The organism is Geodermatophilus sp. SYSU D00708, assembly GCF_054050115.1.
Genome location: NZ_JBJGYS010000014.1, coordinates 129,063 through 137,067 on the forward strand (window position 1 = coordinate 129,063; position 8,005 = coordinate 137,067).

The 8,005-nt window shown below is 74.7% G+C and carries 10 protein-coding genes; 5 read left to right on the forward strand and 5 right to left on the reverse strand.

Annotation, left to right across the window (positions count from 1 at the left end):
• The first annotated feature begins 112 nt into the window (after positions 1-112).
• Positions 113-622 (forward strand): GNAT family N-acetyltransferase, encoded by a 510-nt coding sequence (locus ACI79D_RS13800; protein ID WP_456918990.1) that lies wholly within the window; start codon positions 113-115, stop codon positions 620-622.
• A 593-nt stretch (positions 623-1,215) separates the two neighbouring features.
• The gene (locus ACI79D_RS13805) at positions 1,216-2,568 is read left to right on the forward strand and encodes an ammonium transporter (protein ID WP_456918991.1); all 1,353 of its coding nucleotides are present in this window, start codon (positions 1,216-1,218) and stop codon (positions 2,566-2,568) included.
• Between the two features lie 18 nt (positions 2,569-2,586).
• Here the strand turns inward: ACI79D_RS13805 and ACI79D_RS13810 are convergent, their stop codons facing one another.
• The 5 genes from ACI79D_RS13810 to ACI79D_RS13830 form a co-directional block, all read right to left on the reverse strand.
• Positions 2,587-3,879 (reverse strand): MFS transporter, encoded by a 1,293-nt coding sequence (locus tag ACI79D_RS13810; RefSeq protein WP_456918992.1) that lies wholly within the window; start codon positions 3,877-3,879, stop codon positions 2,587-2,589.
• Positions 3,876-4,460 (reverse strand): helix-turn-helix domain-containing protein, encoded by a 585-nt coding sequence (locus ACI79D_RS13815; RefSeq protein ID WP_456918993.1) that lies wholly within the window; start codon positions 4,458-4,460, stop codon positions 3,876-3,878. The genes ACI79D_RS13810 and ACI79D_RS13815 overlap by 4 nt, the downstream gene beginning before the upstream one ends.
• A gap of 49 nt (positions 4,461-4,509) precedes the next feature.
• The gene (locus tag ACI79D_RS13820; protein WP_456918994.1) at positions 4,510-5,853 is read right to left on the reverse strand and encodes an MFS transporter; all 1,344 of its coding nucleotides are present in this window, start codon (positions 5,851-5,853) and stop codon (positions 4,510-4,512) included.
• A gap of 48 nt (positions 5,854-5,901) precedes the next feature.
• The gene (locus ACI79D_RS13825; protein ID WP_456918995.1) at positions 5,902-6,093 is read right to left on the reverse strand and encodes a hypothetical protein; all 192 of its coding nucleotides are present in this window, start codon (positions 6,091-6,093) and stop codon (positions 5,902-5,904) included.
• A 72-nt stretch (positions 6,094-6,165) separates the two neighbouring features.
• Positions 6,166-6,780, reverse strand: coding sequence for a helix-turn-helix domain-containing protein (locus ACI79D_RS13830; RefSeq protein WP_456918996.1), 615 nt, complete (start codon positions 6,778-6,780; stop codon positions 6,166-6,168).
• 129 nt (positions 6,781-6,909) lie between these two features.
• On the opposite strand from ACI79D_RS13830, the gene ACI79D_RS13835 reads away from it, so the two are divergent.
• From ACI79D_RS13835 to ACI79D_RS13845, 3 genes are all read left to right on the forward strand, one after another.
• On the forward strand, positions 6,910-7,269 hold the full coding sequence (locus ACI79D_RS13835; protein WP_456918997.1) for a cupin domain-containing protein: 360 nt from the start codon (positions 6,910-6,912) through the stop codon (positions 7,267-7,269).
• 5 nt (positions 7,270-7,274) lie between these two features.
• On the forward strand, positions 7,275-7,787 hold the full coding sequence (locus ACI79D_RS13840) for a dimethylamine monooxygenase subunit DmmA family protein (protein ID WP_456918998.1): 513 nt from the start codon (positions 7,275-7,277) through the stop codon (positions 7,785-7,787).
• A partial coding sequence (locus ACI79D_RS13845; protein WP_456918999.1) for a hypothetical protein occupies positions 7,784-8,005 on the forward strand: 222 nt, incomplete at its 3' end. The genes ACI79D_RS13840 and ACI79D_RS13845, both read left to right, overlap by 4 nt.

The window sequence follows — 8,005 nt, forward strand, 5'->3', positions numbered from 1 at the left end:
GCGTCACCGGGGAGAGCGCACCACCACGATTCCATCCGGGCCATCCAGGACGAGGATGACGGGGATGCGCCGCACGCGCCCGCAAGCATCGGCACGGGGACCGGATGAGGTCATGGAAGCGCAACGCACAACCGTCGAACCGCTCACCCTCGACCGCGCCGAGGTCCTGCTCGAGGGAGCCGAGGCCTTCACGCGCACGTTCGGCTACCGGGTCGCCGACGACTACCTGGCCTTCCCGGAGGCACTGCCCGCAACGGTGCAGGCGCTGCGGGACGGGATGGACCCCGACTGGTTCAGCTACCTGATCATCGACCCCACGACGGTCACGGTCGTCGGCCTCGGCGGCTTCACCGGTCCACCGACCGACGGATCCGTCGAGATCGGCTACAGCATCGCTCCGGCCCACCGCGGCCGGGGCCACGCCACCGAGGCCGCCCGCCGCTGGCTGGACATCGCCACCGCCCGTGGAGTGACGCTGGTGTGCGCCCACACCCTGGCCGAGGAGAACCCCTCGACAGCAGTCCTGCGGCGACTGGGCTTCCGGCGCACCGCCGACCTCATCGATCCCGAAGTCGGCGCCGTCTGGCGCTGGGAGCTGGCGTCCGGCACGAGGCACCCGTAGCACCTGGAAGCGGGGGCTCGGTGGAGCGGTGGCTGCAAGAACTGCCCCTGCATCGGCCGCCCGAGCACTGTGGGCGACCCCCTCCCGGAGGAGACGACAGCGGTGACGGTGTCCCCGAGCGGGCCGTTCAGGGACACCCATCCCGCGGCAGGTGAGCACCGCAGACGTCGCACCGATCCGCGGCTCCCAGCAGCGCGCCGCAGTTCCGACACCTGAACCGAGGTGGACCGTCGGGCGGAACGGTCGGCGGTGGCGACGTGGGCCAGTGCCAGCGGTTGCGACGACGCCACCACCGGGCACGGACAGGGCACGGCCATGAGCCTGCCTGCAACGCCGCCTCGTCGGTCGACGGCGCACGCTCCTCGGCAGGGCCAGGGACGTTCCCGCGGGAACGTGGTCAAGGCCGGGACCTCGACGGCGTTCCCGCGGGAACGTGCCGACCGGCGGCCCGGGGCGGCGCCGCCGGCCGGAGGCGGGACCCACGCGTTCCGCCGTCACCCGATCGTCACAGACGACGACCACGGCGGTAACCGACGCAACGTCTACTGACGCGCAACCGCGAACACCGCGAGTAGACGATCGAGAGGCCCTGCATGGACGTCGGAAGCACCGCCTTCATCCTCGCCGCCACGATGGCCGTCGCCCTGATGATCCCGGGGCTGGCCCTCTTCTACGGGGGCATGGTGTCCTCCCGCGGCATCCTGAACATGATCATGATGGTGTTCGGAGCCGTCGCCGTGGTCGGCGTGCTCTGGACGCTGTTCGGCTTCTCCGCCGTCTTCGGCGACTCCTACGGCGGAGCCGGCCTGCTCGGGAACGTCACCCAGTACCTCGGCCTGGGCTCCCTGGTGTCCGGGGACGAGTCCGCGGCGCTGCCCCCGGCGCTGGTGGCGATCTTCCAGGCGCTGTTCGCCGTCATCACCACGGCGCTCATCGCCGGCGCGGTCGCCGATCGGGTCCGCTTCGGCCCGTGGCTGCTGTTCGCCGGGCTGTGGGCGACCCTGGTCTACTTCCCGGTCGCGCACTGGGTGTTCGCGTTCGACTCCGCCGACGGCAGCGTCCTCGGCGGCTGGATCGCCAACAAGCTCGCCGCGGTCGACTTCGCCGGCGGCACCGCCGTCCACATCAACGCGGGCATCGGCGCGCTGGCCGTCGTCCTGGTGATCGGCAAGCGCACCGGCTGGCCGCGGCAGGCCCGGCCCAACAACCTCCCGATGGTGGCGCTCGGCGCCGGCATCCTGTGGTTCGGCTGGTTCGGCTTCAACGGCGGCTCGGCGCTCGCCGCGGGCAACAGTGCCTCGGTGGTCATGCTCACGACCTTCAACGCCACCTGCGCGGCGATCCTGGCCTGGCTGCTGGTCGAGAAGCTGCGCGACGGCCACGCCACCACGCTGGGCGGCATGTCCGGCGCCATCGCCGGCCTGGTCGCGATCACGCCGTCCTGCGGCGCGGTCACCCCGATGGGCGCGCTCGCGGTCGGCGCGATCGCCGGGGCGATCTGCCCGCTGGCCATCTCGCTGAAGTACCGCTTCGGCTACGACGACGCGCTCGACGTGGTCGGCGTCCACCTGGTCGGCGGCATCATCGGCACGCTGCTGGTCGGGGTCTTCGGCTCGGCCGAGGCCCCCAGCGGCCGCGCCGGCCTGCTCTACGGCGGCGGGTTCGAGCTGCTGGGCGTGCAGGCGGTCGCCGCGATCGCGGTGGTCGGCTACTCCTTCGTCGTCACGCTGGTCATCGCCCTGGCCATCCAGAAGACGATCGGGCTGCGGCTGACGAAGGAGGCCGAGGTGGGCGGCATCGACGTCGCCGAGCACGCCGAGGTCGCCTACGACCTCGACGGCAGCCCGCACACCCCGGGCGTGACGTCGACGCCGGAGAGCGTCATCGCCACGGCCGAGCGGATCGCCGCCGGTGCCGGCCCGCGGACGGAGTCGCCCGCCGGCTGACCCCCACCCCCGCGACGATCACGGCGTCGTGGCCGCCCGGGACGCGCTCCCGGTGGTCACGGCGCCGTGGTCGCGCTGGGGTCGCAGGCCGAGGGACACCAGCGCGATCAGCAGCACCGCACCCGCGGCGGCCCAGAAGCCGGCCGGGACGCCGGCGGCCTCGGCCAGCCGCGGCACGAGCAGGCTGCCGCCGAGGCCGCCGACCATCAGCGCCAGTGACGACGCCGACAGCGTGGTCGACCGCTGCCCGGCGCCGACCCGCCCGTGCAGCAGGTCCTTCCACAGCGGCCAGGCGGTGGCGTTGGTGAGGTAGAAGACGGCGAAGGCCACCCCGGCGAGCGCGACGTCCCCGGCGAGGGCCACCGCGGCCACGGCTGCCGCGCCCAGGACGGCCAGCGCTCCGCTCGCCACGGCCACGGAGCCGCGGGCGCCCCGGCGGGCGGCCGGGGCGAGCAGCGCGCCGGCCCCCGCCGCGGCGTACGAGACGGCCATGACGACGCCGAAGACCGCCGACCCCTCCGTGCTGCTCCCGACGAGGTCGGCCACGTGCAGCGGGCCGAGGAGCTCGAGGGTGGTCAGCACGGTGCCGACCAGCAGCGAGACGGCGAGCAGCCGCCGCAGCAGCCGGTCGCGGACCACGAGGCGGGCGGTGTCCCGCACGACCGCGGGCACAGCACGCAGCCCGGCCCGCAGCGCCGCCGTCCCGCCCGCGCGCGGCGCGGCCACCGGGACGACCAGGACCGCGACGGCGACCAGCGCGACGGCGGCCAGCCCGGCCGCGACCAGCAGCGGCAGGGTCAGCGCCCGGCTGCCCGACCCCGCCAGCAGCGGCAGCGCGCCGCCGAGCACGGCACCCAGGCACAGGCCGGCGCCGTCGGCGGCCGCCGCCCGGGACAGCCCCGGCGTCACGTCGGCCGCCGGGTCGGCGGTCCGGACCGTGTCGACGTACCAGGCCTCCAGTGGGCCCGAGTCCAGCGCGCGGCCCACCCCCTTGAGGGCCCAGGCGACGGCGAAGACCGCCACGCTGCCGGCGACCGCGGTCGTGAGCAGCCCGGCCACCGTGAGCGCCCCGGAGAGGAGCAGCACCGGTCGGTGGCCGATCGCGTCGGCCAGCCCGCCGGTGGGCAGCTCCAGCGCCAGCGTGACCACGGAGTAGACCGCGACGACCACGCCGATGTCGGCGGGGGAGAGGCCGCGCGCGGACATCAGCAGCACCGTCACCGGCGTGCTGAGCCCGACGGGGAGCCAGCGCAGCGCGGTGAGGCCGACGTAGCGGCGGGTGGCGGCGCGGACGCCGGGCGGCCGGGTCACGCCGGGTACTCGCGCAGCCGGAACAGGTCGACCAGCACGTGCACCAGCGGCTGGTCGGTCTCCTCCTCCTCGGCCCGCCAACGCTCCAGGACGGCGTTCAACTCGTCGGCGAGCGCCCGGGCGCGGGCGGGGGAGAGGCGCAGTGCCCAGTCGCTGAGCGACGCGTCGTCCCGCAGGATCTCGGGCAGTTCCTCGCGCTGCTCGGCGTGGGCGGCCAGCAGCCGCCGGTGCTGGCTCAGCGAGCGGTGGGTGAGCTCGTCGACGACCTCCCGCCCGCCGGGCTGGTCGACGAGCTCCTCGGTGTGCCACTGGGTGCTGCGGTGCAGGGCCCGCCACCAGCGCTCGCGGCCGGTGCCCTCGCCGGGCACCTCCTCGACCAGGCCGAAGGAGGCCAGCTGGCGCAGGTGGTAGCTCGTGGCGCCGCTGCTCTCCCCGAGGCGCTGGCCGAGCTTCGAGGCGGTCGACGGCCCCTCGGCGCGCAGCAGTCCCAGCAGGGTCGCGCGCAGCGGGTGGGCGAGGGCTCGCAGGACGCGCGGGTCGCGGACGTCGACGACGGGGATCGACGGGAGGTCCTCGGGCACGCGGCCGAGGCTAGCCGTGCAAAGACACCTTTGCAAAGAGTTCTTTGCACTAGGGGATGGCGGGGTCGTCCTCCAGCGCCCGGCCCCGGCGCTCGGGCAGTGCCCAGGCGGCTGCCGCGGTGAGCACGAAGCACGCCGCGAACGTGCCGAAGACCAGCGGGTTGCCGCCGGCGGCCAGCAGCGGGGGCACGCACAGCGGCGCGGCGATCGAGGCGATCCGGCCGAAGCCCGCCGCCGCCCCGGCGCCGGTCCCGCGCACCGCCGTCGGGTAGACCTCCGGCGTCACCGCGTAGACCGCGCCCCACGCGCCGAGGTTGAAGAACGACAGCACCATGCCGGTGACCAGGACTGCCGTCTCGCCGTCGGCCAGCGCGAACAGGCCCGCGCCGACGGCGGAGCCGATCAGGAAGACCACCAGCGTCGGGCGCCGTCCCCACCGCTCGATGAGCACCGCGGCCGCGGCGTAGCCGGGCAGCTGGGCGAGGGTGATCAGCAGGGTGAAGCCGAAGGAGCGCACCAGCGAGAACCCGGAGGCCACCAACAGGGTGGGCAGCCAGATGAAGGCGCCGTAGTAGGAGAAGTTGATGCCGAACCACACCGTCCACAGCGCCGCCGTCCGGCCGCGCGTGCCGCGGGCCCACAGCGCCCCGGGACCCGGTGGCGTCACCGGACGCGCCGGGGCCGACGGCACCGGGGCGACCCCGGCGGCGGACTCGAACCGGCGCACCGCGGCCTCGGCCTCGTCGGTCCGTCCCCGCAGCTCGAGGAACCGCACCGACTCGGGCAGCCCGCGGCGCACCACCACGGCGTACACGGCCGGGACGACACCGATGGCGAGCGCCCACCGCCACCCGGCCTCGCTCCGCGGGACGACGAGGTAACCGATCAGCGCCGCGAGCAGCCAGCCGACCGCCCAGAACGCCTCCAGCAGCACCACCACCCGGCCGCGGACCCGTGCCGGCGCGTACTCGCTGACCAGCGTGGAGGCCACCGGCAGCTCGGCGCCCAGGCCGAGCCCGATGAGGAAGCGGAACACCAGCAGGGCCGCCACCGACCAGGACAGCGCGGCAGCTCCGGTGGCCACCCCGAACACCAGCAGCGTCAGGGCGAAGACCTGTCGCCGGCCGATCCGGTCGGCCAGCAGCCCCCCGAGCGTGGCGCCCAGGGCCATCCCGACGAAGCCGATCGAGCCGATCCAGGACAGCTCGGTGGCGCTGAGCTCCCACTGGACGGCGAGCGCGGCCATGACGAAGGAGATGAGGCCGACGTCCATCGCGTCCAGGGCCCAGCCCACCCCGGAGCCGACCACGAGCCGGCCGTGCTGGCGGGTGAACGGCAGCCGGTCCAGGCGCTCCGCCCGGCTGAGCGAGGTCGTCGTCGCGTCGGTGCTCATCGGGCCGCGGGTACCCCGCGCGACCGCCGGTCACGCGGGGTGTGCAGGTCAGCCGTCGCTGTCCTCGCCGTCGGTGGCGTCGTCGACCTCCTGCTCGACGTCGTCGACGCCCTCCTCGACGTTCTGCTGGACGTCGTCGTCGACGACGTCACTGCCGCACGCGACGGTGGTGAACGAGGCGGCGACGAGGGCGATGCCCGCCGCGGCGGTGCGCCAGCGGCTGCGGGTGGGTGCGGACACGGGTCCTCCTCGGGTCGTCCGGGGTCTTCCCCGGAGAGTGCCCTCGGAGGGGCCGGGCCATGCCCGTGGCTGCTAGGGGGTGACGTGCCCGTAGCCGGTGACGGTCAGGAACCGGATCGGCAGCTCCACCAGCGCGGCCGGCCCGTGCGGACCCTCGCCGTCGAACACCAGCGAGTCGCCGGCGTGCATCTCGTACCGGGCCTCGCCGTGCCCGTAGACCATGACGCCCTCGAGCATGTACAGGAACTCGGTCCCGGGGTGCTGGAAGAGCGGGAAGACCTCGCTGGCCTCGGTGAGGGTCACCAGCAGCGGCTCGAGCCGCTTGTGCTCGCCGCGCAGTGACCCCAGCAGCTGGTAGAGGTGGCCGACGTTGCTGCCGCGCCGCACGATCTGCGCACCGTGCCCGGCGGGGGTGAACACCGCCTCCCGCTCCGCGTCCAGCCCGCGGAACAGCGCCGTGACCGGCACGGCGAGGGCGTCGGCGAGGCGGGCCAGGCTGGAGAGGCTGCAGGAGGTCTGCGCGTTCTCGATCTTGGAGAGCATCGCCTTGCTCATGCCGGTGAGCCGGGCCAGCTCGGCCAGGGAGATGCCCTTGGCCAGCCGGAACTCGCGCACGCGGAGGGCGATGACGTCCTCGAGATGGCCGCTGGGCGCCTCGTCGTGGGCGCCGGCCGGGGTGACCTCCACCGGCCGAGCATAGGTCCGGTGAGACGCCGGGAATCCCCGGTTGACCTGAACGTCACGCACAGTTGACCCATCCGGCGTACACCCTCCGTAGCTTCGGTCCACCCACAGTGGACGACCCGCGGAGGCGACATGACCACGAGTGCACCGGCCATCGGCCACGTCACGGGCGGCGCGGAGGGGCTGCCCAGCATGGAGGTGCCCGACGTCCGGGCCTTCATCGGCGACGCCCTGGCCAACCCCGGCGGCGCCGAGCTCTGCGGCGGCTTCTTCGAGCTGTTCGCGGGGGAGCCGCTGGACTACCACTACACCTACGACGAGATGAAGCTGGTGGTCGAGGGCGAGTTCCACCTCACCGACCTCGACACCGGGCAGCGGGTCGTGGCCCGGGTGAAGGACGTGCTGTTCTTCCCCAAGGGCTCGCGCATCCGCTTCGAGACCCCCGACCGGGCGCTGGGCTTCTACACCGGCCAGCGCTCGTTCGCGCCCTGACCGGCATGGGGACCGAGCACACCAGCGTCCCGCGCTGGCCGGCCGCCGACCCGGGGGTGGACCCCGCCGCGCGGTCGCTGACCCTGTTCGGCTTCGGCGCCGCCGGGGTCGACGCCGTCCGGCGGTGGCTGGGCCAGGTGCCCGCGCGCACGCCGGTCGTCGCCACCACCACCGGTGCCGCCGACGCCGCGGTGCTCGCGGAGCTCGCCCGGCGGGTGGCCGCCAGCACGGTGGGCTGGCGGCTGATGCTCGCCGGGCCCGAGGCCGACGTCCTCGCCGCCCGCGCGGTCGCCCTCGACGGCGGACTGCTCGACGCCGAGGTGCGGACGCTGGTCACCGGCACGGAGCGCAAGCGGGTCTTCTGCCCGCACTGCCGCGCCACCACCGAGGCCGACGTGCCGGTCGGCGGCGAGACCGGCTGCACTGGGTGCGGGCGGCGGCTGTTCGTCTACTGGCACGTCTCCCGGCGGGCCGGCAGCTACCTGGGCTTCATGGCCGACGCCGAGGAGGTCGCATGACGGCCGTGCTGGCCGCGCCACCGGCCGCCGAGGTCGCCCCGGGCGGGCTGCTGCTCGAGGTCACCTCGGTCGCCGACGCCGCCCCCGCCGTCCGGACGCTCGCGCTGCGCCGTCCGGACGGCGGGCTGCTTCCCGGGCACCCCGCCGGCCCCCACCTGGTGCTGTCCAGGGGGGACCCGCGCAAACCCAACACGCTGAACGGGGACGGCGTGGCGGCC